Origin of the sequence: Bradyrhizobium huanghuaihaiense (assembly GCF_007830635.1) — a bacterium.
In the GTDB taxonomy this organism is placed as follows: Bacteria; Pseudomonadota; Alphaproteobacteria; order Rhizobiales; family Xanthobacteraceae; genus Bradyrhizobium; species Bradyrhizobium huanghuaihaiense.
In genome coordinates, this window is record NZ_VLLA01000003.1 from 229,439 (window position 1) to 255,519 (window position 26,081).

The 26,081-nt window shown below is 60.0% G+C and carries 30 protein-coding genes; 22 read left to right on the top strand and 8 right to left on the bottom strand.

The window, feature by feature from the left end; translation table 11 throughout:
- Positions 1-156: 156 nt before the first annotated feature.
- The 3 genes from IQ16_RS08780 to IQ16_RS08790 are packed head-to-tail and all read left to right on the top strand — an operon-like array spanning position 157 to position 3,610.
- On the top strand, positions 157-1,374 hold the full coding sequence (locus tag IQ16_RS08780) for a class I SAM-dependent methyltransferase (protein ID WP_018647209.1): 1,218 nt from the start codon (positions 157-159) through the stop codon (positions 1,372-1,374).
- The gene (locus IQ16_RS08785; protein WP_018647208.1) at positions 1,367-2,572 is read left to right on the top strand and encodes a class I SAM-dependent methyltransferase; all 1,206 of its coding nucleotides are present in this window, start codon (positions 1,367-1,369) and stop codon (positions 2,570-2,572) included. The genes IQ16_RS08780 and IQ16_RS08785 overlap by 8 nt, the downstream gene beginning before the upstream one ends.
- A 3-nt stretch (positions 2,573-2,575) precedes the next feature.
- Positions 2,576-3,610: a Gfo/Idh/MocA family protein gene (locus IQ16_RS08790; RefSeq protein ID WP_018647207.1), complete on the top strand. Its 1,035-nt coding sequence runs from the start codon at positions 2,576-2,578 to the stop codon at positions 3,608-3,610.
- On the opposite strand, the gene IQ16_RS08795 is transcribed toward IQ16_RS08790, so the two are convergent.
- Positions 3,600-5,288, bottom strand: a complete 1,689-nt coding sequence (locus IQ16_RS08795) for a hypothetical protein (RefSeq protein WP_145831367.1) — start codon at positions 5,286-5,288, stop codon at positions 3,600-3,602. The two genes, IQ16_RS08790 and IQ16_RS08795, sit on opposite strands and share 11 nt — an antisense overlap.
- A gap of 153 nt (positions 5,289-5,441) precedes the next feature.
- Here IQ16_RS08795 and IQ16_RS08800 point away from each other — a divergent pair, with 153 nt between their 5' ends.
- From IQ16_RS08800 to IQ16_RS08895, 19 genes are all read left to right on the top strand, one after another.
- Positions 5,442-5,948 (top strand): hypothetical protein, encoded by a 507-nt coding sequence (locus tag IQ16_RS08800; RefSeq protein WP_018647205.1) that lies wholly within the window; start codon positions 5,442-5,444, stop codon positions 5,946-5,948.
- A 7-nt stretch (positions 5,949-5,955) separates the two neighbouring features.
- Entirely contained in the window at positions 5,956-6,462 is a 507-nt protein-coding gene (locus IQ16_RS08805) for a hypothetical protein (protein WP_026312663.1), read from the top strand.
- Between the two features lie 128 nt (positions 6,463-6,590).
- Complete coding sequence (locus IQ16_RS08810) at positions 6,591-7,352, top strand: glycosyltransferase family 2 protein (protein ID WP_018647203.1); 762 nt, start codon at positions 6,591-6,593, stop codon at positions 7,350-7,352.
- Positions 7,353-7,888: 536 nt separating this feature from the next.
- A complete protein-coding gene (locus IQ16_RS08815; protein WP_145831369.1) occupies positions 7,889-8,890 on the top strand; it encodes an AAA family ATPase in 1,002 nt (333 codons plus the stop codon).
- Positions 8,891-8,947: 57 nt separating this feature from the next.
- Positions 8,948-11,503, top strand: coding sequence for a S8 family peptidase (locus IQ16_RS08820; RefSeq protein ID WP_145831370.1), 2,556 nt, complete (start codon positions 8,948-8,950; stop codon positions 11,501-11,503).
- A gap of 17 nt (positions 11,504-11,520) precedes the next feature.
- Entirely contained in the window at positions 11,521-12,402 is an 882-nt protein-coding gene (locus tag IQ16_RS08825) for a hypothetical protein (RefSeq protein WP_145831371.1), read from the top strand.
- Between the two features lie 87 nt (positions 12,403-12,489).
- Entirely contained in the window at positions 12,490-12,705 is a 216-nt protein-coding gene (locus tag IQ16_RS08830) for a hypothetical protein (RefSeq protein WP_145831372.1), read from the top strand.
- Positions 12,706-12,929: 224 nt separating this feature from the next.
- A complete protein-coding gene (locus IQ16_RS08835) occupies positions 12,930-13,325 on the top strand; it encodes a hypothetical protein (RefSeq protein WP_145831373.1) in 396 nt (131 codons plus the stop codon).
- A gap of 2 nt (positions 13,326-13,327) precedes the next feature.
- Positions 13,328-13,999 (top strand): SOS response-associated peptidase, encoded by a 672-nt coding sequence (locus IQ16_RS08840; RefSeq protein ID WP_145831374.1) that lies wholly within the window; start codon positions 13,328-13,330, stop codon positions 13,997-13,999.
- On the top strand, positions 13,996-14,598 hold the full coding sequence (locus IQ16_RS08845; protein WP_145831375.1) for a thermonuclease family protein: 603 nt from the start codon (positions 13,996-13,998) through the stop codon (positions 14,596-14,598). The genes IQ16_RS08840 and IQ16_RS08845 overlap by 4 nt, the downstream gene beginning before the upstream one ends.
- 220 nt (positions 14,599-14,818) lie before the next feature.
- A complete protein-coding gene (locus IQ16_RS08850; protein WP_145831376.1) occupies positions 14,819-15,082 on the top strand; it encodes a hypothetical protein in 264 nt (87 codons plus the stop codon).
- Positions 15,083-15,133: 51 nt separating this feature from the next.
- Positions 15,134-15,370 (top strand): DUF6894 family protein, encoded by a 237-nt coding sequence (locus IQ16_RS08855; protein WP_145831377.1) that lies wholly within the window; start codon positions 15,134-15,136, stop codon positions 15,368-15,370.
- A gap of 355 nt (positions 15,371-15,725) precedes the next feature.
- Positions 15,726-16,088, top strand: a complete 363-nt coding sequence (locus IQ16_RS08860) for a hypothetical protein (RefSeq protein WP_145831378.1) — start codon at positions 15,726-15,728, stop codon at positions 16,086-16,088.
- On the top strand, positions 16,088-16,294 hold the full coding sequence (locus tag IQ16_RS08865) for a hypothetical protein (protein ID WP_167526313.1): 207 nt from the start codon (positions 16,088-16,090) through the stop codon (positions 16,292-16,294). Before IQ16_RS08860 ends, IQ16_RS08865 begins: the two co-directional genes overlap by 1 nt.
- A gap of 173 nt (positions 16,295-16,467) precedes the next feature.
- Entirely contained in the window at positions 16,468-16,899 is a 432-nt protein-coding gene (locus IQ16_RS08870) for an ATP-dependent DNA ligase (protein ID WP_244635597.1), read from the top strand.
- Positions 16,900-17,065: 166 nt separating this feature from the next.
- Complete coding sequence (locus tag IQ16_RS08875) at positions 17,066-17,425, top strand: low affinity iron permease family protein (RefSeq protein ID WP_347340197.1); 360 nt, start codon at positions 17,066-17,068, stop codon at positions 17,423-17,425.
- 954 nt (positions 17,426-18,379) lie between these two features.
- Positions 18,380-18,631: a PilZ domain-containing protein gene (locus IQ16_RS08885; protein ID WP_244635599.1), complete on the top strand. Its 252-nt coding sequence runs from the start codon at positions 18,380-18,382 to the stop codon at positions 18,629-18,631.
- A 348-nt stretch (positions 18,632-18,979) separates the two neighbouring features.
- A complete protein-coding gene (locus IQ16_RS08890) occupies positions 18,980-19,213 on the top strand; it encodes a hypothetical protein (RefSeq protein WP_145831382.1) in 234 nt (77 codons plus the stop codon).
- 412 nt (positions 19,214-19,625) lie between these two features.
- Positions 19,626-20,156 (top strand): hypothetical protein, encoded by a 531-nt coding sequence (locus IQ16_RS08895; RefSeq protein WP_145831383.1) that lies wholly within the window; start codon positions 19,626-19,628, stop codon positions 20,154-20,156.
- Positions 20,157-20,173: 17 nt separating this feature from the next.
- On the opposite strand, the gene IQ16_RS08900 is transcribed toward IQ16_RS08895, so the two are convergent.
- From IQ16_RS08900 to IQ16_RS08930, 7 genes are all read right to left on the bottom strand, one after another.
- Positions 20,174-20,587 carry an ASCH domain-containing protein gene (locus tag IQ16_RS08900; RefSeq protein ID WP_145831384.1) on the bottom strand — a complete coding sequence of 138 codons (414 nt, stop codon included), beginning with the start codon at positions 20,585-20,587 and terminating at the stop codon, positions 20,174-20,176.
- A 114-nt stretch (positions 20,588-20,701) separates the two neighbouring features.
- Positions 20,702-21,640: a restriction endonuclease gene (locus IQ16_RS08905; RefSeq protein ID WP_244635603.1), complete on the bottom strand. Its 939-nt coding sequence runs from the start codon at positions 21,638-21,640 to the stop codon at positions 20,702-20,704.
- 6 nt (positions 21,641-21,646) lie between these two features.
- Positions 21,647-22,273 (bottom strand): SAM-dependent methyltransferase, encoded by a 627-nt coding sequence (locus tag IQ16_RS08910; protein ID WP_145831385.1) that lies wholly within the window; start codon positions 22,271-22,273, stop codon positions 21,647-21,649.
- A 22-nt stretch (positions 22,274-22,295) separates the two neighbouring features.
- A complete protein-coding gene (locus IQ16_RS08915; protein WP_145831386.1) occupies positions 22,296-22,940 on the bottom strand; it encodes a hypothetical protein in 645 nt (214 codons plus the stop codon).
- Between the two features lie 203 nt (positions 22,941-23,143).
- On the bottom strand, positions 23,144-23,989 hold the full coding sequence (locus tag IQ16_RS08920) for a hypothetical protein (protein WP_145831387.1): 846 nt from the start codon (positions 23,987-23,989) through the stop codon (positions 23,144-23,146).
- 369 nt (positions 23,990-24,358) lie between these two features.
- On the bottom strand, positions 24,359-24,811 hold the full coding sequence (locus IQ16_RS08925; protein ID WP_158646917.1) for an SgcJ/EcaC family oxidoreductase: 453 nt from the start codon (positions 24,809-24,811) through the stop codon (positions 24,359-24,361).
- A 219-nt stretch (positions 24,812-25,030) separates the two neighbouring features.
- Positions 25,031-26,053: an ABC transporter substrate-binding protein gene (locus IQ16_RS08930; protein WP_145831389.1), complete on the bottom strand. Its 1,023-nt coding sequence runs from the start codon at positions 26,051-26,053 to the stop codon at positions 25,031-25,033.
- Positions 26,054-26,081 lie beyond the last annotated feature (28 nt).

Consider the following 26,081-nt stretch of genomic DNA (forward strand, 5'->3'; position numbering starts at 1 on the left):
GTCCGTCGATCGGATAGGGTACTTGCGAACAGTGCGGGACCTTAACTTATCAATTGAGGTGAACGCTGGGGCCCTATATAGCCGTACAATGCCAGTTGCGGGCCGTAATGGCTCGGGGCCACAACTTCAGAACGTTTCCTGCAAAGAGCTAGACCCGTGACCGATCATTGCCGCCTCTGCCATTCGACCGACCTCCGACCGGTCATCGACCTCGGATTGATGCCGATTGCGCATCGGCTTCGACACAGCCGGAACGAGCAGGACGAACGGTACCCGTTCGAGGTACTCGCCTGCGGCGAGTGCGGTCTGCCCCAGATCGTCAAGCCGATCGACCCCGACATCCTGTATCGGCAGTTCAACTACAATTTCAGCAGCTGGAAGCCTGAGCCGCACCAGGTCGACGAGCTCGATACGATCGCGAAATTCTCGAAGCACCAATCCGTGTTCGAGATCGGCTGCAACGACGGCCTGTTCATGGACAAACTGCGCGAGCGCGGCGCGAACGTCCTGGTCGGCGTCGAGCCCAACCCGGTATCGGGCAAAATCGCGCGCGAGCGCGGCATCAAGGTCTATGCCGATATGATCAGCCCGGCGATGTGTCACGACGCCGTGGAGCAGGCCGGCAAGTTCGATCTCGTCGTATCGCGCCAGGTGCTGGAGCACATCGTCGATTTCGAGAACTTTTTCGATTGCGTGAAGATCGCGCTCAAGGACGACGGGCTGCTGTTCATCGACGTGCCGGATTTCGCACCCGGCTCGACGGCCGGAGACCTCTCCGTCCTTTGGGAGGAGCACGTCAGCTATTTCACCGAGCCGACCCTGCTCGCCCTGCTGGCGCGCCACGGCTTCGAAGCGGTGTCCGTGAAGAAGTATAATTTCAGCGGCGGCAGCCTCGCGATCGCGGCCCGCCGCGCCGCGCACCAGGTGACGCCCCCGCCCGCCCCGGCCGGCGTCGGTGAGAAATTCGGTCAGCGCGCGAGGGAGTATGGCGCCCGCCTGCGACCGATTCTCGCCAAGGCCCGCGCCAGCGGCGCCGAGATCGCCATCTATGGCGCCGGCTGCCGCGCCTGCACCTTCACCAATGCGCATGAGCTGGCGGATCTCATCGACCTCTCGGTCGACGACCAGAAGGAGCGCCAGGGGCTGTTCCTGCCGGGCACCGGGATCCCGATCCGCTCGCCGGAGGATCTTACCGGCAAGTCGAACGCGCTCGTCTGTCTTCTGGCCGTGAACCAGGAGAACGAGGCCAAGGTCAGCAGCCGGCTGCGCGAGAACGTGAAGCGCCCGCTGCACATCGTCTCCATCTTCGCGCCCTCCGATATCTGGAGCGAGCTCGATCGCCTCGAAGCGGCCGCAGGGTCGCGGCATGGCTGACGACAAGCTCTTCAACTACTACGAACGTCAGGACGTCCTGCCGACGTTCGGGAATTTCAAATCGGCCGCCGAACTCGACGCATATGCCAGCCAGCGGCGCGAACTGTTTTCGGACAAGCTCGTGCTGCCGCCGCGGCTGTTCCGCGACGCCGAGGTGCTCGAATTCGGTCCTGATTCCGGCGAGAACGCCCTCGTGTTTGCCGGCTGGGGCGCGAACATGACGCTCGCCGAACCGAACCGGCATGCGCATCCGAAAATCGAGGCCTATTTCGCGCATTTCGGCCTGACCGATCGTCTGCGCAAACTCGCGCTGGCCGATGTCGAGGGGTTTCACAGCGATCGGCGTTTCGACATCATCGATGCCGAAGGATTCATCTACACGGTGCAGCCGAGCGAAAAATGGCTCGGCATCTTCCACCGGCTGCTCAATCCGGACGGTTATGCCGTCGTTTCCTATTACGAACGCTATGGCGGCTTCTTCGAGCTCGCGCTCAAGGCGATCCATGCCGCAGGCAAGGCTCTGACGGGCCGACCGGCGCTGGAAACGGCGAAGTCGCTGTTCGAGGCGAAGTGGAACAGCATTCCGCACACCCGCAGCTTCGAATCCTGGCTGATGGACGTGCTCGAAAATCCGTTCGTCCGATACCGGTATTTCCTCGATTCGGGCGCCCTCTGCACGGCGGCGCATGAGCAGGGGTTCGACATCCATTCGGCATGGCCCGCCTATCGTGACAGCCTGGACGTCTACTGGCACAAGAAGGTCCTGCCGGCGGACGAGAAGCTGCGTCGCGCGACGCGCCACCTCGACCGCAGCCGCCTGAGCTTCCTCGGCGGACGGAAGCTTTATCTGGTCGGCCAGGCCGACGCGGTGAGCGCGATCTCGGCTTCGATCGAAGCGCTGGTGCTCGATGTCGACAGGATGATCGACGAGCCCTTCGGCGACAGCCTGCCGCGCGTGATCGCGAGCCTCGCTTCGTTGCGCGAGACGATCCTGACGACGGACATTCTCGCCGACGATGCTTCCGACATCGAAGCCATCACGGCGACGCTCGACAGCTTCCATCGCATCTTCAGCGCGATCGGGCGGCGCGATGCGTCCGCGATCGCAGCCCTCACCCAGTCAGACCCGGCGTTCATCAACACCTGGGGTCAGCCGGCGCATTTCCTCGTCGTCCGGAAGCGCCTCGAGGGATCCTAGCCAGTGAGGCCAGGCATTGGCATGATCGGAACGGGCATGGTCGGCCAGATGTGCCACCTCGCCAATTTCGCTGCCAATCCCGCCTGCCGCGTCGTCGCGATCGCCGATCTCCGGCCCGATCTGGCGGCCGCCGCCGCGCAGAAATTCGGCATCTCGCGGATCTACGGCACGCACCGCGAGCTGCTCGCGGATAGCGAGGTATTCGCCGTCGTGGTCGTGACGAAGCGCCGCGCCACCGGCCCGATCGTGCTGGACGCGTTGAACAGCGGCCGGCACGTGCTGTCGGAGAAGCCGATGGCCTACACGACGGCTCAGGCTGCATCGCTGGTCGAAGCTGCGAGGCGCCAGCACCTCGTCTACAGCATTGGCTACATGAAACGTCACGACGCCGGCGTAGCGCGCGCGCTGGACAAGCTGACGCGCTTGCGCGCAGACGGCTCGCTCGGACGCATCGTCGGAGCAAGAGGCTGGTGCTTCGGCGGCGATACCGGCCGATCGCACGACAACTTCGTCATGACCGGCGAAACCCGGCCGGACGGGCTCGAGCTCTGGCAGGATGGTCCCGACTGGATGCCGGGCACACTACGGCCCGGCTACGACAACTTTCTGAACGTGTTCAGTCATATCATCAACCTCGCGCGCTACCTGCTCGGATCATCGCCGACGGTCGCCGATAGCTTGGTCGAGACCTCCGGCACTGCGACGGTGACGCTCGACTTCGGGGGCGTTGCCTGCGCGCTGCAGCTTGCGAACGGGTCCGAAGGTCCGTGGCGAGAGGGACTGAGGATCGAGTTCGAGCGCGGCGCGGTGACCATTGAATTGCCCCCGCCCTTTGCCGAGCAGGAGGCGGAGGTCATCCTCGACCAGGGCGACCAAATCACGCGCTTGACGGGCGAAGGCAGTTGGGCGTTCCGGCGTCAGGCCAATGCGTTCGTCGCCGACATCGTCGAGCGAAGGACGCCACTTGCATCCGGCGCAGATTCGGTGACCGACATTGCGCTTGCCGAGGCGATCTGGAAGCGGCAGGTCAGCGGCTAGGCATCGCATCCGCTTTCGGGCGATCGAGCGGTACTATGCCCGCGATCGGACCCGGCTTTATGGTCACCTCCGCAAGTTGCCGCAGAAGCTGTGATACGTCGCAACGCGACAGCAGACGGCACGCGTAGTACTTGCGCACCAGAGCCTGGTTCGGCGCCGCGCCGGGACCCGGCTGGAACAAGATCGTCGCCTGCGGCCCGGACGGATCGAAATGACGGAACGCGCTTCCCGGCGCCGTCCGCGCCATTTCCATTTCCTGGAGGATGGTCGGCCGCTCGGCCCGCAACGCAAATCCGAAGAAGGGTTGATCACCCCAGGCCAGGCGGAGCATCCCGGTGACCTCGGCCAGGCCGAACGGCACGTGCCGGGACGGGTAATCGACGAAACCATCATCGATCGCAAAGACCGTTGCTGCCGGCTGTGCGCGGTTCGCAAGATCGTTCGCAAGGGCTTCCTGCTTGAGGGTCCTCGCCTGCATGAAGATGTATGTGTTCAACAGCAGGCCGATCGACAGCACCGATCCAGTTCCGAACACGAGCGCGAAGGCTGCCTTCGGACCGATCACGTGTTCGACCCATCGCTTGAGACCGAGAAGGACCAACGCCGATGGCAGGCCGAACATCAGCAGATGACGGCTCTCATAGAAATGCAAGCTGGAGGGCCGCAAGCCGGCGACCAGATAGGGAAACGACAAGGCGAGAAACAGCACGACGGCGAGCAAGAGCGGCGCGGCAACCGTATACTTCGCGGTGGTCGGCCTCGCCTCGGACCACCACAACAACAAGGCCGCGCCGACGAGGAGCGCGGCCACGACGAGCGGCGCCGGTGCCTGGATTGTCATCTTGAGCGCGCCGACCACGATGTCCCAATAGCTCGTGATGAAAAACGCTTTCCAGCCGTTCGCCAACTCGCCGAGCGTCGGGAAATGGGCGCCATAGTGCTGCGCGTACACGCCGATCCGCTTGAACCAGACGTTGAGCGCGCCCCAATAGACCAGAGGAAGCACCATCAATTCCGGATAGCCCAGAGCGCAGCGCCAGGCTGCGAGCCATGTGCGGCGAACGAAGCCGTGCGTAGCGTCCCCGTTCCGCCATATCGCAACGAAGAGACCGAGCACCACGAAGGCATAGAGGACGATCGTCGAGTTGAGCGCGAAACTCAGAAGGAATACCAGCGCGGCGGCGACGCGAAGAAGAACGCGTCGCAGGCCATGAGCACCGAAGGCGAGCGTCAGGAGCCACGCGCCGACGAACAGGAGCCCGAAGCTGAGCACGTAGACCGCATTCGCCTTGCCCGCCCAGAGCTGATAGCCGGGATAAGTCCAGACGATCAGCGCGAAGCCGACCGCCTCGGCGCGATCGAGCAGATCCAGCCGCGTTGCGGTCAGCACCAGACAGGTGGCGCCGAGGAGAATTCCGGCGAAGGCCAGCGCCACCATCACGGCGACCGGCGCACCGGTCCAGTTGGCGATGGTATCGTAGCTGTAGAAGACCGGGTGGCCGGCACCGGACAGGAGAAAATCGATGTCGATCATGTAGTCCGGACGCGGCTTGAGCACCAGCCAGTCGTCCATGAAGAGGCCGTCGTTCAGCAGCATCGGCGCATGCGCGACCAGCAGCAGCGCCAGCAGAACGACTGTCGCGCGCAGCATTGTGCCGGGAGGGGAAAGGGAACGCATCGGCGGCAAGAATTCGCATGCCTATCTGAGCGCCGCAAGGGCCGAATGACCGGATCTCGATAGGTCATTGACCCCAAAAATCCGACCTCCTATAGACACCGCACAGGCTGGTCGGCACCAAGGCGTCCAAGGCGTCCAAGGCGATTTTCCGCGATGAACTTCCTTCCGGGCCCGGCGCAGACCACTGCGATCTGTCTCAGTGTCGCGCTTCCGCTGCTGTTGCTGTGCTACGCACGTATCACTGCCATTCGCGGAGCTGGCCGCCGTTTTCGGCTCGGCTGTCTCAGCGTGGTGGTACTTTTTGTGATCGCCTGCATCGCAATTCCGGGTCCAAGGCATCTCGACGACGTGGTCAGCGGCCTCTTCCTCCTGGCGACGGCGATGATGCTTTGCTACGTCCTGTTCAGCCTGCTGGCCTGGGGCTTTACCCTGACGCTGCTCACGGCGCTCGCCCGGGCCGGATCTCCCCTCACCCTGGAGCAATGGGCTGCGGCCTACATGCAGGGCGGAGATCTCGGCACCTTCGCGCACAATCGATTGAAGCTGCTGATCGGTTCGGGAATGGTGATGATGGCCGGCGGCAAATTGGCGCCAACGGCCAAGGGGCTTGCGGTGGCGCATTTCGTCAAGTTCGTTCGTTTCTCAACCGGGCTTGGATAACGTCACGATGTCATTCGCTGTCGGTTTCATCGCTGCCGTCGCCTTTGCCGTGCTGGCACCTGTCCTGCAATTCGTCGCGCGCGCTCGGGCATGGTCGCTTGCACCGGTGATCGTGCTCGCGATCACCGCCGTCGCTTCGCATCTTCTCGGCGTGCTGCTCGGCATCTTGACCGTTCCGCAATTCCGCTATTGGGACGCCGCATCGATTTTCGGCTTTGGCGTCATGGGTTACGTTTTCGCTTTCGGCGCAGTCTACAAATCGGTCTCGCTGGACATCCTGCTGGGTCTTGCCGAACGGCCCGAGCGGACGGCTCCGCTGTCGGACGTCGTGGAACGGCAAGTTCCAGCTCTATTCCGGGGGCGGACCGGGATCTTGATGGACGGCGGTCTGGTCGAGCAGGTCGATTCGCGGTTTGCCGTGACGGCGGCAGGGCAGATCATGGCCGGCCGGATCGGGCGCCTGCGGCGTGCCTTTGGCATCGGCGATACCGGGCTATACGATTTTGTCGACTAGTTGTTGCCCGAATGCAACGCACTTGCGTTGACCTGGTTGACGGGACCGATATTGTCGGCCGCGTTTCGATCACCTAGAGTTGTGGGTGGGGTTCCAACAGTACCGAGTGGCCGGCGACGGGTTATATTATGACACCTTCCAGGGCGGCAAAAAGGCTTACGATCGTCATCCCTGCTCTGAACGAGCAGGACAAGATCGCCGACACCATCGACGGCGTGCTGCCGCTTGCACGCGAGCTGCTGGACGATTTCGAGATCTTTCTGATCGACGACGGCAGCACCGACGCCACCGGCGCGATCATGGACGAATTCGCGGCCAGCGACCGCCGGATCATTGTTCATCATAACGCCGAGCGGCGGGGTGTCGGCGCCGGCTTCGAATACGCCCTGTCGCGCGCGAAATTCGATTCCATCACGCTGATCCCCGGCGATCACGCCTTTCAGAACGAAGGCATTGAGAGGATGTTCAAGGCGGTCGGCGCCGCCAACATGGTGATCACCCACCGCGACAATCAATCGGACCGTTCCGTCAACCGCTCGATCCAGTCGCATTCGCTGCGCTTCATCCTGAACTGCCTGTTCGGCTTCTGGCTGTCGGACTACCACAGCATGATCGTCTACCCCGTGAGATGGCTGCGCCAGATCGCGGTCAAGGCCGACGGTTACGGCTATCAGATCTGTGCGTTGATCTCGCTGCTCCAGCTCGGCCTTACCTATGTGCAGGTGCCGGTCAGCCTGAATGCGGAGTTGAAGGGCTCTTCCCGTGCGCTGCGGCTGCGCACCTATTTCGAGCTCGGCGGGACGATCTTCTCGCTGCTCCGCCGCGTTCCCATCCGGGACGTCGATCTCAGCCAGATTCCCGCCGAAGCCGGCCGGACCTCCGCCCGCTAATCCACCGGCAAGGCCTGCTGTGGCGGACAACAGCCGCCACCGGGCTTACTTATCCCTGCCCCGCCAAAATTCGACCTAAGTGATTGATTTTGCTGGCAGGAGTGGCAGGGCTCGAACCTGCGACCCCCGGTTTTGGAGTTCGCGAAGGGACGTTAGGCCTAGTTGGGCCAGGGCCGACCAGTGTGGTTAGTCGCGATTTTCGGACCGAAACGAGCCTTTTGGCACGGTTTGGTCCGTTTAGTTCTTCGGGGCCGGATCGAGTTTGGGTCCAAATTTGGGTCCAAACCCTTGGCGCGTGGCGGGAAGCAGACTTTGCTCTAATTCAGATCGCCGCACAAACAGCGCCCTCTCCCCTTCTCGCTCAAGTAGAACGAAAGTCTCGGATGACAGTTATACGGGTATGCTGGGAGGAATCAGTCGGCTAGGCTATGGAAGCTAGGAAAAAGGGGTCTGGCCCCATTAAGCTAGTTTTTGAACGGGACCTTAAGCGCGACGACGCTTAATCAATACCCCACCGCGGGAGAAGGGAGGAGAACATGTCGACGACAAAGCACTTAGTCGCGCTCCTCAACTCCCATATCGACGGTGATGTGGAGCAGTTCCTTTCGATCGCCCTTCAAGTAGCTGCGCAAGAGGCCCGTCAAGGACGTTCCGAGGAAGCCGACCAACTCAAACGCTTGGTCCAGAAGGCCCGTAACCAGCAGCGTAGCGGTCGTCCGGCCGGCGGCCAGACGCCTATCCCTCTCGCGCGTCCACGCGGTGAGCTACAGGGCCTCGTCGAAAGCACCTATCCGAAGATCACCCTAGCCAGCATGGTCCTGTCGGAGGACGTGCGCGAGCGTCTAAGCCGCATTGTGCGTCAGCAGCATGAGCGAGCCAGGCTGCGCGACCATGGGCAGGCCCCTACTACTCACATGCTGCTGGTCGGGCCGCCAGGCACGGGCAAGACCATGACAGCATCCGCGCTGGCAGGTGAACTGCACCTGCCCTTGTTCACCGTTCGGCTCGAAGCGCTGTTCAGCCGTTACTTCGGCGAGACCGCCGCGAAGTTGCGCCTCCTCTTCGATCAGATCGCGCAAACGCGCGGCGTCTACCTGCTGGACGAGTTCGACGCGATCGGCTCGCGTCGAGGCGATCCGAATGACGTCGGCGAGATCCGCCGCGTACTTAACTCTGTGCTCGCCTTCATGGAGGAGCCGAACTCGACAGATAGCCTCGTGCTCGCGGCCACCAACCACGTTGCGATCCTCGACGAAGCGCTGGCGCGGCGGTTCGACGAGGTGATTGAATATAGCTATCCGGATCGAGCGGGCGCGCGCGCCATTATCGAGCGACGACTTGGCAACTTCAAACTGAACGGCTCATGGGCAACCGTCGAGCCCGCGCTCGAGGGATTGAGCCAAGGTGAACTCGTTCGTGCGGCAGATGCTGTCGTTAAGGACGCTATTCTTGAGGGCGCCTCGAAAGCGTTGCCTGCTGCCCTCGCGCGTGCGCTTCAAAATCGTCAGACCCTCAAGGGCAAATTCCACCGGCGTTAGCGAGACCCTTTGTCTGCCGGACGGGATGAAACATTCATGCTCAAGGGTTAGCTTCAAATGGCGGGGGCCGACGAAGAAGATTACGGGGCGCGCGATCGTCCGCACATCTCAATCAACGCATTTCGTGAGGCGACACAGTACGAATACCCGTCGCGCAGGCAGGAACGAAGGCCGCTGCGGGAGGATTACGCTGCGCACGCAAACGCCCTCCTCAATCAGCTAACGCACGCATTGGGAGGCCTGCCGGCGCCACCCGCCGATACGCGCTTACAAATCGAAGGGCTGAAGCCGGGCACGGTGATTGAAATTTCGACCCGCCCGCCCGAAGACGGGTCACGCACCAAAGCGGCGAAGGTACCGGCAGCGCTGGATTTTCCAACGCAGGACATCGTTGTTCTGCGAACCGAGCGGCGGGACGATCGTACCGAGAGCGCGCTCGTGTTCGTACCTGATGACGCCCGCACCTTTCTCCAAGGACGCATCACGAATTACGGAAGCGATCCAGGCAATGCGCGGCGCCCTGATCTCGATCGTTTTGAGGTCGTCGAAACGATCGCTTCCGTCTCCGTCCGGTCACTTTTCGTCGGTGATGTCGATTTCACTGTCCCGGACGTCGTCTGGTGGGAGTTCTGGGTTCGAAACGGACCGAGCTGGGCCGACAGAGTTGCCGAGCGAGCCCGCGCTGCCGAACTCGATGTGCACGCCGATCGCCTCTTCTTCCCCGATACGACCGTTGTGTTCGTTCACGGCGCAGCGAGCGTGATCGCTGCTTTCGCGTCGCGAGTCCCTGGAGCTATCAATGAAATTCGGCGTGCACTTGGGACTATCGAGCCCTTCTTGGACCGGAGCGGCCCGGGATTGGACCAGCACGATTGGGTGGCTGAACTTGCCCAACGTGTGGTACGGGCGCCAGACGACAAATCTGTAGTGTGCGCGCTAGACACTGGCGTCGCTGCCGACCATCTGCTGATCGTACCAGGTCTAAAAGGCGCATGGGCTTACGACGCAGCTTGGCAAACGGATGACCACGCCCCAGATGGTGGGCACGGAACGGGTATAGCCAGCCTTATTCTTTACGGCGATCTCGAGCCGCATATGAACGGAGCGCAGCCCGTCGAGCTGACACACGGCGTGGAATCCATGAAGCTGCTTCCACCGAAGGGCTTTCCTCCTACCAAGCCGCCGAGCTACGGAGTGGTCACCCAAGGCGCCGTAGCTCAGGTCGAGATCGAACGCCCGGGCGTGATCCGCTCCTTCTGTCTCGCGAACTCAGCGATTGATTTCTCATCGAGCCGGCCATCGACATGGAGTGGAGCACTCGATCAGGTCGCGGCAGGCTCAATGCCTGGCGATGCTGCTCAGGGTCTGCCCGCATCCGCAGCGCCTAAGCGGTTCATCATCGTGGCGGCCGGCAACGTAGCCGGAGGAATGTTGGCTGACGTCGTTCCTTCGCAACCCCTCGAGGATCCGTCACAGAGTTGGAATGCTCTGACGATCGGCGGCATCACCCGCAAGGATCAGATACCGGCACCGCCACCGGCATTGGAGCCCGTCGTTCCCGCCAACCATCGCAGCCCTTTCAGCCGCGGGTCTCAATCGCTTCCCGACGATTTGACACCGATCAAACCAGAAGTCCTGTTCGAGGCCGGCAACATGCTGTCTGACAACAGCGGATTTTGCGGATGGCACCCCGCAGTCTCATTGCTTGCGGCCGGATCAGACGTGGTCGTCGAGCCCTTAGTGCCTTTCTGGGCGACTAGCGCCGCAGCCGGAGTGGCAGGCAACTTTGTTGGTCAGCTTCAAGCAGCCCTGATGGAACTGTGGCCCGAAACGCATCGGGCGCTTGCCATCGATAGCGCGACTTGGCCACAGCCAATCCGGAAAAAGCTTATCGGCACGGGAGCTCACTGGAAGACGACAAACTCGAAGGCTGATAGGCAGAAAATCCTTCGCGAGGTGGGCTACGGCGTGCCGGACATCGGGCGCGCGATCTTATCGGCCCGTAACGACGTGACGTTAGTCGCTGAAGCGGAAATCCAACCTTACGCTGTCGGTAAGGATGGGCGAACCGGCGTGTTCAACGAGATGCATTTCTATGATCTGCCCTGGCCGCGGGCGGCGTTGGAGCAGCTCGAGAACGAGATCGTCACCATGAAGGTGACGCTCTCGTACTTCATCGAACCAAATTTGACGGGTCGCGCAGCCACGCGGCCCGACACCTATAGGTCTTTCGGCTTGCGTTTTGCAATGAAGAAACGCACCGAAACCGACGCCGCATTCCGAGCGCGCATTAACGCTGCGCAAGACAGGGACGGAACGACCGCTGATAAGGAGGCCGACTGCTGGCTACTCGGCCCGAAGGCTGTACAAGCCGGGTCGCTCCACTGCGATCTATGGCGCGGGCACGCGGTCGACTTAGCTGGCCACGATGCAGTTGCAGTTTATCCAGTCGGCGGTTGGTGGAAGTCGCACTTAGGACAGCAACGCGTGACTGACAAAGGACGCTACGCTCTCGTTATATCTATCGCCGCGCCGGAGCATGCGATCGATTTATATACAGAGATCGAGAACGCGGTGCAGCTCAAGGCTGACGTCGAAATACCGGCAGGCTGAACGGAGGATTTCGCGAAATGTCGGCGGCACCATCGCCTGAAAATATTATGGAGGCCCTCAACGACTCCGGCTACCTGATGGAGCAGGAGGTCGCGACTGTACTCGAAGGGCTGGGCTACCACGTGCAGACTAATTTTCCCTTTGAAGATATCGACGAGGGTAAATCGCGCGAGATGGACGTGCGCGCGATCAAGACGATTGCACGCAACGAGGCGCGCAAGCTCTCCTGCGTGTTCGAGATTATTGTCGAGTGCAAGAACAGCAGCAACCCGTTCGTATTCATAGGCCGACCGAAGACCGCAGCGGATCAGCGCTTGGCCCCGGAAGAATACGTGTTCTTCACGCGATGGTACGAGACACACAAACCGGTGGGGAAAGGAGGTAGCAGTGTGCAGTTGACGGAGCCGTTCCATCATCTCGGCTTCCCCAACGTGCACTATGCTTATCAGCGTCCCGAGAAGGCGGTGCAATTCTGTCGGGTTGATCGCAAGGGGAGCGGCTGGCATGCAAACCATGCCGGCCTGTACGACGCAATCTTCTTTCCTATGGCCAAGGCCGTCAGCTCGCGAATGAAGGAGATACCGAGAGAGCCGCGCCACGACGAATGGCGCTATCTATGGTTTTTTGTCCCGCTAGTGGTGGTGAGCAGTGACATTTACTGGGTGGACTCGATGCAGCAAGCCCCAACGCCGGAGGTCCGACCGTACGTGACTTTTAGGCGGCAACTGCGCAGTAAGACGCTCAACGGCTCGTTCTCCGTCGACTTTGTTCGGCAGGACTATCTTGCCTGGTTCGACACCGCATGCCTCGGCCGGATCGCGGAACACGCGGCAATGCTTGTAAACGAAGAGCCGGATCTCGTATTAAAAAAGGAAATTGCTTGGGACGACGCGAGGTAGATGTGGCCGCAACGCAGCGCCACTGCGTACGATCAATCTCCGCGCCTCTCGCCCACAGTGAACGTCGTAGCCAGGAAAGGCCAACAAATGGCAGCGCGCGATCGCTTCGAGCTTAATATCACGTGTCCGAATTGCGGAGCAAACGGTGAAGCCAGGGTGTCCGAAGACGATTATCCGTTCATGCGCAGTCCGCGCTTCAGCGTCGACGAGTTGCCGGCGGAATTCGAGGTGGTTAAACGAGCGGCCCATCGGCAGGACGTGCTCCTTGTTCATACCCCATGCAAGGTGAAGTTCACCTTCTGACGTCACCGAATGCGCCGACAAACCGCTGGTTCGGTTATGGTCGTTTATCCACACCCACCAGCCGCAGTGGCTCTACCGCAGCGTCTCCCCTACATTTCGACAATTTGCCAGCCTTCTCTCAATCCGTCTTTATCCCTCTCATGTCCGCCGCTCGCATTATCAAGCCGCCCCCTATGTCGGGAGGCGATCGAAAGTACTTCGCACGAGAGATCCATAAGGCGGAGATGACCTTTGCACATCTCCTTGAGGAAGCCGCAACGGCTCACGCGGTCGCGGACGCCGCGCGCGCCAAGGCTTACGCCCTCGACTGCGTTGCCTGGAATACAGCCCTTTTTATTGGTGAACTGGACCACACCTCCCCCACGATCGCGGCGGCGATTGAGGGCGGGTTTCCGCTGCTCGAGGTGCGCTGCGAACACTGCAAACACACAGAGATGATCGATCTCGCATTGGTGGTGCAGCCTCGCGATCGGCAGGTCGCGCTAATGCGGAGCTATCTCTACTGCAGTCCCTGCCAGCGCACCGTCGGAAAGAAGTGGCGGCCAGAGCTGATCGGCCTGCGCCCGCTCGGCGATCCGCAGCCCGCCGCCCCATCTAGGCGTACCAAGAAAGCCTCCTGACGATGTGCAACCTCTACAGTGTCACCACCAACCAGGCGGCAATTCAGGCGCTGTTCCGCGTCGTCAATCGCTACGTTGGTAATTTGCCGGCAATGCCGTCTGTCTTCCCCGACTATCCTGCACCCGTGGTTCGCAACGGGGACGGCGGTGAGCGCGAGCTCGCGATGATGCGCTGGGGCATGCCGCCGCCCCCGCGGGTCGGCGGCCCGCCGGTGACGAACGTGCGCAACACCAGCTCTCCGCATTGGCGCGCCTGGTTGAAGCCGGAGAACCGCTGCCTGGTGCCTGCGAACAGCTTTTCCGAGTACGCTCCGGAGCCTAACCCTGCGACCGGCAAGAAGGACGTCGTTTGGTTCGCCCTCGCCGACGAACGACCCTTGTTCGCGTTCGCAGGCATTTGGACGACGTTCAACGGTGACCGCGGGACAAAGTCGAAACCGGTGCCAGGCCCGCATCAAGTTTACGGGTTTCTGACGACGGCACCGAATGCGATCGTCGAGCCGATCCACCACAAGGCCATGCCAGTCATCCTCACCACCGACGAGGAGCGCGACGTCTGGATGCGCGCCTCATGGGACGAGGCCAAGGCGCTGCAGCGCCCCCTGCCCGACGATGCGCTTCGGATTGTGGCGCGTGGAAGCGCCAAGGAAGATGTTGCGACTGGTGCGCAATGACCCGACTGTCCACCGCCTTTATTTTAGGAATTCTGCTTTCTGAGCCGCTCGCGGCTGCAGAGAATATCGTCGGCCGCGCAAGCGTAGTTGACGGAGATACGGTCGAGGTTCACGGCACGCGCATTCGATTGTGGGGAATTGACGCACCTGAGAGCGATCAGCTTTGTCGCGGTGGCGATAGTGAGCTCTATCGGTGCGGGCAGAAAGCCGCCACCGCCTTGGCTGGCATTCTTTACGCGATCCCCCGCCCGCTCACTTGTATCCCGCGGGATCAAGACAAGTACGGGCGCGTCGTTGCTGAGTGCAAGCTCGGAGATCCCGGGCCAGACATCGCGCATTGGATGGTCTCGCACGGATACGCCCTCGATTGGCCGCAGTACTCCTCTGGCCGATATGCACAAGCGCAACGACGCGCGGAGAATGCGAGCGTCGGCATGTGGGCCGGCAGCTTCGTCGAACCACGGCGATATCGGTCCTGTGTTAAGGCGGGCGGACGTCCCTCACAATGCTCGGACTTGCAGCCTTCCGGTAGTCGCGGGCGCACAGGCCGCGTGAACAGTTGGCTGCGCGAAGGAAACCAAAGCGGAGAGATAAAATGAGCACCTGTCCTATATGTGGCACGAAGGCAAACGAACTTCCTAAGACAGGAGATGCAGAGGGTTACGATTGCCCGCGTCATGGACGGTTCAAGGTATCGGACAGAGTACTTCGATCGGAGCAGAGAAGAAGTGTGGGCGAATGGGAAGCAGCATTGAAGCGGGCTACAGATCATGCCAAGCCGGATGAATTACCGCTCATAACGACGTATCATCTGCAGCCATGAAACTTGCGACCGAACGCTCTTTTTCCGACCCTGAAGTTGCGGCCCGCAAGTTGGTCGAAATCGTCGCGGGCATCGAGCCGGTCGATGGACGCATCCATATTGAGAAGATCAACGCGCCGTTTCTGTTCACGCTCAAGGGCCGCGCCAGTGAGTTCGGCGCCGGCCTCGCCTACGCCGTCGACGAAGGCTGGCTGATGCTCCACGAGAGCGGCACCTATGTGAAGCTGCTCGCCCCCGGCGAAGACCTGCTCGCGAAATAACGCCGCCTGTCTGGCGGTGGAACGAATTTTCCGGAGCAGCATTTTACCGCCATGCCGCGCTATTTTTTCCACGTCACTCACGAACATAAGCATATCGACGAGCAAGGAGAGGAACTCCCCGACAAGGATGCTGCATGGAAGGAAGCGACCGTGACTGCTGGTCAGATGTTGCAAGGCCTGGACGGTAGGCTGGCGCCCGGTCGGGAATGGCGGATGGAAGTCACCGACGAATTACAGAACACGCTTTACGTTCTGCACATCCACGCCGAAAAGCCCGGCGACGCCTGATGTTTCGCAGTGGGCCTGATCGATTCTCTCGTAAAAAGCGGAGCATAGCCGAGCGGCGCCGCCATGAAGTTACTGAGGTTATGGGCCCGGGATCCTAGGCACACCGGGCCCGCTTTGTTTCGAGGCCGCCTGTCTCGGATAGCCGCCAGTGGGGCTCGACATCGCCTGCAGACCCGCCTCGATTGCAGCGATGTCGCGGTCTGCCGCGCTATTCAGGAACGAAGGTCTCCTGATCAGATTATCAGTCCCGCCAGGCTCGCCGCCGAGACTGGCGGAGCGGCCCCGGCCCACCTCAAAAAGCCCCCCCCTGCAGCCGGGGCCGTCTCTCCGACCTCAGTAGTATCGGAGTGTGCGTATGCGTTCCTCGCCCTCGATCGTGCCGGCCGATCGCCTAGACCGCGACATCTACCTGGTGCTCGAAGATTTCGGTGCCCGCGCCGGCTGCGCCTGGCGAGAGACCGACGAAGCTGACACGGATCTTGAGACCGTCCTGCAGGACATTCTGTCCGGCCAATATGCCTATCCGCTTCGGATTGTGTGCTTCAATCCGATCGAGGGCTGGTCGCGCGATGCGACCTCGGCCATCGCCGACGCGCTGGCGGAGCGAGCCGCCAATACCGACGCCGAGGTCTCTCCGGCCCTGCAGGACTTCATCCACGCCAACTCGACCCGGCCGTTTAACGTGCAGCTGACCCTCCCGCTGCGCGGCGTCGCGTGATGGCTATCGAAGGCAAGCCGATCGGCCACGCGCAGGATGAGCCCGAGCACTTCATCCGCTGCACGATCTGCGGCGAGCCTCTCGACATGCGCGACCTAGCTCAGGTCCTTGACCATCTGCACGAGCAGAACGTCGAGGAGGAGCCGACGTTCAGTGAACTATTCATCGTCACGAAAGTGGGTTGGTCTCGAAAGCCGACGAAGTAGTGTTCTTAAGCTGGCCACAGCATAAGACTTACCAACCACACCGCGACTGAGCAGCAGACCGCAATTCCAAGGTATGGCAATGCATTTGTCATCGGTGCCTCGCTGCAATCCCGACGCTCAAAAAGCCGACTGCTAGATTGGCATATTCGCGGGCGGATGACTATCTGCTCCGCATGTTAAACGCATTCGAGTTCTGCCTGCCGACGGCCGCCAAGGCCGTGCCTGACGGCCCCGACTGGCTCCACGAAATCAAATATGACGGTTACCGGCTGCGCGTCGAGCGCAAGGGCAAGTCCGTTCGGCTGCTCACCCGCAACGGCCACAACTGGACCGACTGCTACCCCTGGATCCTCCAGGCCGCGCTCAAGAACCGCGAGCAGAACTTCGTCATCGACGGCGAGGCTGTCGTGCTGGGCGTCGACGGTGTCGCCGACTTCAACACACTGCACTCTCGTAATCACGACGACGAGGTGCAGCTCTACGCCTTTGACATCCTGATGCTAGGCGGCGAGGACCTGCGACCCCTGCCGCTCTCGATGCGCAAAAACCAACCTCGCGCGCCTACTGCGCGGTCACCCAGAAGGCATGTTCGTAGCGCCATTTGAGCTTGGCGAAATAGGCCCGGACCTATTCCAGGCCGCCTGTCGCATGGGCCTCGAGGGTCTGGTTTCAAAGCATCGCGATAGGCCATACCGGGGTGGCCGGCAGAAGCACTGGATCAAAGTGAAGAACCGCAGCCATCCAGCAATGGATCGCGAGCTGTAGAAGTTCGTGGAACCGACAAAAGCAGCGCTACGTTTGATTGCCATGGCGATGAAGCAAGTCCGAGGCTGGTTGACCAATATCGGCGTGCTTGCCGCGCGGCCAGCCGCGTTCGTGGTGTTTTTGGCTTATGCCGCGCTTTGGGTCGTCTTCGGCAATGGCCTAGAGTGGCATTCGCCCGCCACTCTCGCGACATGGGGAATGACCCTCGTGATCCAGCGCGCCGAACACCGCGACACGCAAGCCATTCACGCCAAGCTCGACGAACTCCTGAAGGTTCATGGCGACGCCAAGAACTCGCTTATGACCATCGACGACAAGGACGCTGAGGAAATCGAGCGGGAGCGAGCGCTGGTCCGTAGGTCGTGAGCTACTGACCTAACGGATCACGTTGATCGCTCTTCCATTCGGGTTCCAGAATTAACCCGCAACTGCGACATCAAGCTTAATTCGAGACATTGATTGCAGCAAAGCTGCGGGGCGCTAGCTTCTCACGGCCGGACATTGCCCTTGGTCCGGGTCCCCAATGCGAAGCCGTCGCGCCAATATATTCGACGCGGCGGCTTCGTTTGATTGCAGGTCCATTCTATTTGAAACAGCAGTCAGACCGCGGCAAACTTGACCTTATCGAGATGCGTCGGCAACTCACGGCCTTGCGCTCGCAGCACTCCGACAACCTTGCGATAGCATCGCTACTGAACCGCTTCCTCGTGAAGGTTGCATTCCTCTCGGAGCCTACAGACCCGAACCACGAACGGCACCTCCGATCTGAGTTTGCACAGACGCTGACGAAGGTGGAGGCGATCACCTCGCGCAGGCCATCAGCGAAGCGACCAGTAACCACTAAGCGATCCAAGTAACGCTAACGATCGTATCTCATTGCGCTTGCCGGCGGGCGCGCCGATGCTGGATGCAGTCGCGAAGTCGCCCTTGTTTCGCGTATTGGCGCCTTCGCGGCGAGGGGTCACCGGCCCTTCAGCCGGCGACCCCGCCCAGTGCTGCGATTGATGGCGGACGTGTCACGAACCGCGGTCCGGAGCGTAGTTTCAGGGCGGACAGGCCCTCATAGGCTGGTCTTACCGTCGCGATAAACTTGGCGCGTTGAGCCGATGGCTCGTAGGGTATCGCAGGGCAATCACCGACAGGGTCACCCAGACGCGCGTGTTGGGTGCTCGCAGCGGCCCACCTGTTCGTTCACAGACCGTCAACGCTCTGGCATTACTCTGAGCGACTGCCTGAAGGCCACGCGGGTGGTTCATGAGTGAGGCGGAACAGCGATCTGATAGGCGGGTTGTTTTCGAACGGCCAATCGAAGCTCGGTTGATGGCGATCGACGGCACATGGCAGCGCGCCTGCAGAATTCACGATGTTTCCGAATTGGGTGCCAAGCTGGTGATTGATGGTGCGGTGACAGATATCGGACAGAAGGAATTCTTCCTCGTTTTGTCACCCGTGGGCTTGGCTTACCGACACTGCGAACTCTCCTGGGTGAATGGTGAGTTCGTGGGCGTTCAGTTTCTCAACCGGGTTAGAGCTTCGAAACGAGCGCGCCGCGGCGAAACTTTGGTCAAGTAAACATCCGGCATAGGGCTCGTTTTGGTGCCGATCGAGTTTATTAACAAAGGTCGTGCGATGATGCTAGCATTGTGCAAGATCATTTGAAGCAGGGCGTTGCAGAAGGTAGCAGCGCGGGCTGCGCCCCGCGCAGATACACGTTCACACAGCATCACCGACAGTTTCTCTGCTACCTGAAGCTGGAAAACTGGACGCCTGCATCAAGGCTTCCCGACATGCCTCGGACAGCGTTGGCGCTCCTCCGCGATGAACTGATCGAGATCCTCGCGCGCAACGACATCAAGCTGTATCGAATGACGCAAAAGGGCGCAGATCGTCTTGCCGCACACGCCGCTGATAGGGATACCTATGTCGCGAGCCCTCCAATCGATCGTTGCTGGCTACGTCAAAGTTAAAAATCGGCGCGCGCTCGAGGGACTGTTGGCGCATCGCCGTGGGATGCTGGCCCAGCTTCAGGCGGTCACCGCCATCAACGCCTCCGCCTCGGTTCAGACCGTCGGGGACGAGATCTCGATCATTGAGGCGGGGTTGGAAGAGTTGAAGCTACCGCCCGGGTCGCTACCGGAGAACGAATGGGGCTAGTCGGGGTGGGCTGTCCGCGCCCCCTGGGTGACGCATCGGCTGCGTTCAGAACATGTTCGCGAGCCGATCAAGCAGCTCTTCCCAACCGCCCGGGTCATAGACGACCAATTGAAAGTCGCCGGCTTTCGACCATCGTATTTCGAGCACCTTGCGACCGACGTGACGGACCTGAATTCGTGAGAACTCATAGGGTCGCCCAGGTCTTGACGGAGTGACGTAGGAGCCCGACAGGCCGCACGATCGAACTCGCGCAGGTACTTGTTCTCACCCTCGACAGCGATGAAGGGTAACGCCACGAGTGTAGTGCTCCAACAGAAACGCCTGCTACGATTTGTAGGTGTCGAGGACTACAATCTGTAGCGGATCACACATTTCGTAGTATAGCGAAGCTCATCCGCTTTCGTTTAAGACGATGATGCGCGAAAACAATGCCGGGGGTTACATGAGGGCCAATCAAGTTTCCGTTCTAGCGATGATGCTGTTCGCTGGGACCGTCTGCGCTCACGCGAAGGACGAACGCCAAATTGTGGGGTCTTGGATCGTGAGCAACAACGAAGACCGTTTTGGAAAAGGTGGGACGTTCGTCGCTGCGGTGCTAGATCAAAATGGCGGGACAGCTCTGGCAGTTCGCTGCATCGAAAAAGACCTGTCAATCGCCGTGATCGATAGCTCCCAGGATCCGAAACCTCTCAAAGTGGGTACGGCATACGTTGTGAAGATGCGGACCGATAAGGAACCAATCATGACTACGGCTGGTAAGGCGATCGGCGATCGTTTGATCCAGTTCGACACTCAAGCCGACATGGTTCGGACCATACGCAAGGGACGAGAGACAGCAATCCGTTTAGAGAATGACAACGGTGTGTCGCGGACCCTCATCTTTCCGACTAAAGGAAACATGAAGGCTCTCGCTCGCGTTGCAGATGAGTGCAATCTCGACTGAAGGGATCGGTATACCTATCACGGGATGAGCAGTCCACAGAGCTCCAGCAACTCGGGCGGCGCGGTGCGAAGCGAGAGCGCCCCCCTCCACTTTACGAAGGTCAGCGGGTGCGGGTTGCGAAGCACAAACGCAAAGTGATTAGGCGCGTACCAGCGGCTCGGGTGGGGCTGGACGCAATCGACAATCTCGACCATGCCGATGACGCCGCTGCGCGGCTGCTCGCCCGTCAGACGGACGGCAAAGCGCCTCTCGATGTCGGCCGGCGTGATGTCGTCCGGACCCTCGGACGCATGAATGAGCACCGGTCCTCGATAGGAGGTCTTCCAGGAGCGGTTCTCAACGTCTTTGAGCGCGATCGCGCCGGTCTGGACGTCGGTCGCGCCGGTGATGATCAAGCTCGCCCAGGGCTGTCGTATCGAGATAATCTTCATTGAACGAGCAGACTAGCGGCTGACCTCGCGAAGCCAATGGAAAAGCCACAGATTAGACAGAAAAATTTACTACTAATACTTGCGATTGAAAGGTGATGCGCGCTATACTGAGGATTATTCGTCTGGCTCGAAGTAGTCCAAGTCAATCTTCTTGACCTCGACCGTCCGCTCAATTCGGACACCGACGTTGTACTGCACCATGAGCTTCGCGAGCTCTTGCCCGTCGATCAGCACAATGCGTAAGTGTGGGATTGTTCTAGGATAATCTACAGCTCCTCTAGAAAAGGCGCTCGTGGTGACAAACACCCCTTTTGTCGCACCTTTCCCAACTAACGCACCAGCGAATTGCTGAATTTGCTCGCGGCCGATTGTGTTGGCGGCAGCATAACGCTTTGCTTGAACGTAGACGACGCCGAGGCCGAGAGCATCCTCGTTGATTACGCCATCAATGCCTTCGTCGCCTGGTCTACCTAACCGCTGCACGACGCGGCCTCTCGAACCCCCATACCCCATCGCAACCAGCAGATCGACAACGAGCCTCTCGAAAAATGCTGGCGATTGCTGCGCAATCCGATCAAGGAGCTGAGCTTGTAGGTCTTCAGATATCTCAGCCTCGGCCTCCTGAATGAGCTCTTCAGGGGTTGTCCTAGCATCTATCACGTCGACGTTAGTGGCCGCGGTTTCCTCGGGAGCCGCAGGCCCGGCGTCGCGCGGTCTCTGAAACGCCAGGAATTCCGCAAATTGCCGCAGAACCGTATTATCTATCCGCGTTGGATTTTGCTCGAGTAGCTGCTTGCCGCGCGCGGTAATTCGAAAGTGTGACCTTCGTGTACGTTCAAGAGCGGCGGCTTTGACCAAATAGACCTGGGCCCAATATACCCGGTTTGAGAAGACTGTCTGCGACCCACTCCGCAAGGGAGTTAGCCGCTCTTCATCTGTCAAGCCCAACTGTTGCGCTAAGGCTTCAATAGCATCTCGCACGTTCTTTTCGTTCCCGTCGGAGCAAAAAGCCAGTAGCGGTCGCATCAGTGATTGATAGTCCGGAATTGCCACGAAAGCTCACCTATTTGGTGGATAATCGCGATCTCGCTCGAGATCTTTCCGACATGGCGGTATCCACATCAGCCGCGTCGATCGAGAACCGGATTTTTTCCATACCAGCCAAGCATATCCAGTCGCGGTGGACGCCTTGCGATCTAGCCGCCCCTTCACCATCGGAACGCGCTCCGCGTATTGAGCGCAGATAGCCGGGGGCGTCGTCTCGAACAAATTGCGGTATCGGCCGACGCTCTCGATGAAGACCGTGCGGACGAGGACAGCAACCCCTTCCCTGGCGACGATGAGTGAACGCTGGACAAAGTCCTCAGCCAACCTGAACGGCGGGTTGGTGATTACCCAATCCACGGCATTCGCCTCGTAGGGGACGTCGAGATAATTCCTCACCGACCCATAGCCGTACTTGTAAGCGTCGGAGGAGCGCACCTCGCGAAAGTATTCCTTCAGCACCTTGGCCATGTGACCGGCGCCGCACGCTGGTTCGAGGCAGCTCAGCTTCTTGAACGGACCGAACTCGGCCAGCACATGCTCCATGAAGCCGCGCGTGGCCCACGGCGGCGTCGGAAAGTCGTCAGGACTGTCCGCCGCCTCGGTGCGCTGCGCCATGACGGCGTGCGATCGGTTCTGCATCCCCTCTTCTCCCGCCCCTCGACTAGATTCGGTCTAGCAGATCATACAATTGTTGCTTGAAATAGACATTCGCTTCCTCGACCAGATCGTAGACCGGAAAACCGAAGTGATCGTTAAGCTCGGGTCCGACCAGAGAATACGGCCTCGGGATCGAGCGCCGGCTATAATAGAAAATAATCTTCGCTTCGGCCCTTTCAGCCTTGTACCCTGCAAGCTCGCCGTAACTCTTGAGCAGCATCTGAGTGACGATCAGATCCCTCCTGATTGACCGGATCTTGCCGGCGTCGAACTTCCCAAAGCCTCTTTTGACCTCATAAGCTCGGAGCGTTTGGTCAGCGCTGTCGAAGACCATCATGTCAATTTGGAGCGTGCGGATGCTCTCGCCGTACGGCAACAAGGCCATATCCGCCTGGTGCCCGATGAGCTGATCTGCGGCGTGCGAAACGCGGAAAGCATCTTCTCTCCAGACCTTGTGCCGATTGCTTTCGCGAAGGCTCTCCAACATGGCACGCTCGAGGATCGTGCCATGGCGCTTGTAGGCCGAGCTGATGATGCTGGTCTGTCGGGAATACTTCTCGCCGGCGATGGGATCTGTTTCGAAGTCAGCGGACGCCAGCGTAGAGATTGTCTGATCGACGATCGGCTTTACTCGGTCGATATAACTCATGGAAAGATCGCAGGTTCTGAAAAGATGCTGCAACCTTACATTTAGCGGCGACGACCGCGCAGAATTTGTAAAGAGATGGTTAATTACTCTCCACCCAACCCGCGGATGCGTTACCAGGGCCGACGACCCGGTTAAACCTCTATGGCTTCTATCCGGTCCTCCTGTTTCTATCGAAGGCTCAGCAGGCTCACCAATTTGCGAGCCTATCTTTTGTCTGGTCCGAGAGGACGAACTTCCGTTTCGATTGGTCGATCACGTGGTTCGCCGATCTGAGCGGCGCGATCGAGCGCCGCTAGTACCTGACTTGGATGAGTGAGCTCGCTTCCATCGAAGATGAAACCCGGACCCTTGGCATCTGCTAATCGCATTTTCCAAAGCGCGATGGGACGTATCGGAGCCTCGGCAGGATGGAAGGAAATCTGTTCGAATGAGGCTTTGTGACACCGGATGTTTGGAAGCGGCGCCATGCGCCTGATGACCCCGCGCCCATTGCCGACATCTTCGACCGCATCCGGATCGCCGACAACCGCACCGTTGTCGGACCGCACCCACAAACTGAGGCGTTTGGAGCTCAACTCTTGACGTGCTCGTCCTGGATGAGCGCGTGCGAGCACGTGAGCTGAGACCAGCGGTTCAAGATCATCTGGCAAGGCTGCATTGATTGTGACGTCCTCGATCGCTGCAGTCGCTATCTCACGGAGCAACGCGAGGGTTTCACTATTGATCCGTGAAAGCTCGTTGACGATCCGGTTGGCTAGCTCACCGTTTGCTGCCCGCCTTCGCTTGTAAGTCTCGCGGAGTCTGGCGCTCGCTTCAGCAGCGTCCTCGTTCGCTACTTCGCGGCTCAGCTCCTCGATGAGCACCGTCAGGCGATCCTTTTCCATGGTCCGCCAGTCGGAATCATCCTTCCATTGAGCGAAGGCCTCGCGGCCTGCCTTACTGGCTTCGCCCTTGGCTTCCGCAAGCGTAGCGAGGCTGTTTTCATTCTCGATCAACTCGGTGCGCGCTCGCTCGAGGAGCGCCCGCCGATCGTTCAAATTCTCAAGCATCCTAGACACCCAGCGTTGGAGGAAGGGGAAGTCGGCGCCGCCGGATACCACAAGCAACCCGGCGGCGCATTCGACTGCGAGGCCATGACAGTCGGGCGAGCTGCGATCATTGCTTCGAGGCGGACTGTGCTCCGATCGCGCTCAGGCACTGAGGTGATCAGATTTGCGATGCTCGCGGCAAGTTCGTCGTCGCGCGGAAATGCGCGCCGGTCTCTACTCGCAAGCCAACATCGCCGCCAGAAGCTGTACGTCCGCTATGCCCCTGAACCCGGTTCAATAACGGACTTCAGCGAAGGTCCGATTTGGGCCATAACCGGACAACAGTGAAGAAGACGCGACGGTTGATGATCGTTCGTGCAACCGAATCCTTCAGTTCTTCGGAAGCACGCGTGGCGAGGAATGGTGATGGGCGATACACCATTCATTCCCTTCCTTGGTGACGAGCATGCTGAAGCGTGACGGCCCCGGGACTGGCTTGCCATCGACCATACGAGTGAAAGTGTAGAAACCGGCGACCACGGCGGCGTTATCGTTGATTGTTATCGTGCGCCGCTCTTCAATTGTATTCGTATTCCCACTTCCTTTTATCGGTGTGAAATACTTTATTATCGCTTGCGTCCCCTCGGAGATGATCGGGCTGACAGTTCCGAGAAGGATTGCGGTCGGACAATAGGTCCTAGCAATCACCTCTGGATCGTTGGTGCCATACGCTGCTGACCAACGGTCCACCGCCGCGTTGGCATCTTCCAAAGGGCCAGCCAAGGCTAGCGTGGGCGACATCAGCATCATTGCAACAAACGCGACATGAAGAAGTTGTATCACTTCCGTCTCCATTAGCTATGAGTGCGGCCGTCTGTGCGTCATTACAGCACGGGCAGCCGCAACCGGCTAGTCGTTGGCACGCATTCACCATGACTGCTACGGGTCAAGAACGCCGTCTTGAAGGTCGGCCGATTGCTTCTGGTCTACCTCCAAGAGCCGACAACCGGCTACACCGCCCGAACTTCGCGTTCGGGCCAACAGCCGACGCTGATCCGCTCGCTATTCGACCAGTTCATCCGTCGCGGCCAATAGCGTGGGCGGCGGGGTGATCCCGAGCCGCCTTGCAGTCTTCATATTGATGACCAAGGTGTATTTAACTGCTTGCTCGAACGGTAGCTCTCCCGGCTTCGCGCCCTGAATGATCTTCGCGACCTGGAAGCCTGCTCGCCGCAGCATATCTTGAAGATCGTTTGAGTATGACATCAACAATCCGCGTTGCGCCCAGAAGGGATAAACGCCACACGTCGGCTTTTCAGATTTTGTTAGAGATGTCACAACGCGAGGAATATCGAAGTTCATTCTGGGGTCGCCCGAAATGTAAAATGCGCTGACGTTATCCCGCAGTCCCGCCGATACAGCGCTGTCGAAGTCATCGAGTGTCCGGATTTCATAGTTCAGAAACTCGAAGCCAAAATGTTCTGACACCTTTTGCAAGGCTTTACGCTCGGAAAGCGCCAGATTTCCGGCAGTGACCGGGGTTACACTATCCGCGAAGTGGATCATCCCGAGGCGCGCAACGCTCGGCACTAATTCCTTGAAAAAGCCGATGCGTTTTGTGGTGAGGGCCTCTTCGCCGCCCACAGCGTTCATAGTGTTGCCCGTAATCATTCCACCTGGTCTTGCATAGCTTTCAGCAAAGCCCATTGCGATCGGATCGGCAGCAAGACCAGTAACGACCAGTGGGATATCCGGCGCTTCCTTGCGGGTCGTGTTTAGCGCGCTCAGTGAGGCTACAACAACAAAGACCCGAGGCTTCAACTCCAGTAGCTCTCTTGTAAGCTCAGGTATTCGCGACAAATTCCCGTTCGCGAAACGTAGTGCGAGAGTATAGTCAACACCCTCGACAAGCCCGACTTGTTTGAGACCCGCGCGCAGGTCAAGTGTTCTTTCGGTGGCCATTTCTTCTGTGAAGGGTGTTATGAACGCAACGAGAGCCGGGGTTGCGCGCCGCTGCGCCCGCGCAAGCGATGGCCAAGCAAATGACGCTCCACCAGCTAACTGCAAGAATTCCCGGCGCCTCATGGCGACAATCCCCCTGCAACGGTTTTGC